This window comes from Vibrio mediterranei, from assembly GCF_900088415.1.
Lineage (GTDB): Bacteria > Pseudomonadota > Gammaproteobacteria > Enterobacterales > Vibrionaceae > Vibrio > Vibrio mediterranei.
Map to the genome: position 1 here is coordinate 1 of NZ_FLLQ01000029.1, position 1,266 is coordinate 1,266.

Below are 1,266 nucleotides of genomic sequence, written 5' to 3' on the forward strand. Positions count from 1 at the left end.
AAACAAGCACTCTCAAAGCACATCAATAAACAAGTTGAAATGAGCTTAATTACACTGAGTAATAATATTGCTCCTTTGATGCAAGCGTATGCTATTAATGAATATAAAAAAATCATCTTAAATGAAGCAAGAGAAAGAAATTACCAAGCTATTGTGGTTTATGACAATCAGTTCGCCAAAATTCTTAATCGAGATAACTATGTTTCGGGTGTAACAAAAGTCAATGGTGAAATTTCAGAGTGTGACGAGGAAAAGGGCTATTTGTTTGGTGATGAGTTTGTCATAACAAGCATGCCTATTGAATCACCAAACGGTGAGGAGATTGGCAAAGTAAAGATCAGTGTTTCTGATAGCATTATTAAGGATAAGATGTATGAGTCGCTTTTTCATGCCCTACTCTCAGGTCTAATACTTAACGCTGTTATCTTATCGATATTATATTTTCTTTTACAACGGTTTGTATCGAAACCCTTAGCGAGTTTAAAGCTTCAGTTAGAAGTTGATGAAGTCAATGCAATTCCCAATCGGGAGTTGAAGCTCAGTGGGTATAATGAAATTGATGGTTTTATTCGGGTTGTCAACCAGATGTTTTCAACAATCAAAGCAACGCGAATGAAGCTGCTGGAAGAACAGAGAGATTTGAATAGTGTTATTGCAGCAACCAAAATTGGCACTTGGTACTGGAATATAAAGTCGGGTGAAGTTAAATTTAATGAAAGATGGGCAGAGATGCTCGGCTATCGCTTAGCAGAGCTTGAACCACTCACTTTCAAGACTTGGGAAAAGCTCTGTCATCCAGAAGATTTTGTTCAATCAGAAGAACAATTAAAGCGCCACTTTGAAGGTTTTCTTGAAGTTTATGAATGTCAATGTCGTGTTCAACATAAATCTGGACAATGGCTTTGGATACTCGCTCGAGGACAGGTGGTGAAATGGGACAAGACTGGTGAACCGATAGAGATGTTTGGGACACATCTTGACGTAACGGAAAAGAGCCATGCAGAAGAAGAATTGAGAATGTCAGCGAGTGTTTTTGACAACACGAGAGAAGGTATTTTAATTCTTGATAATTTGGGGTTAGTTCGAAGAGTTAATGAAGCGTTTATTTCAGCTAATGACTACAGTAGAGAAGAACTATTGGGTCACTCTTTAGAGTCAATGATAGATGAAAGTGAATCTCAGGTTCGCTATGCCGAACTGAAACAAAAAGTGTTAAGTAATGGGTTTTGGCGTGGTGAATTATGGCTCGTAAGAAAAGATGGTCAA

General features: G+C 37.8%; 1 protein-coding gene. It reads left to right on the forward strand.

Annotation, left to right across the window (positions count from 1 at the left end):
- Positions 1-1,266: PAS domain-containing protein (locus VME0621_RS25955; RefSeq protein WP_156750291.1), on the forward strand; the 1,266-nt coding region annotated here is incomplete at both ends.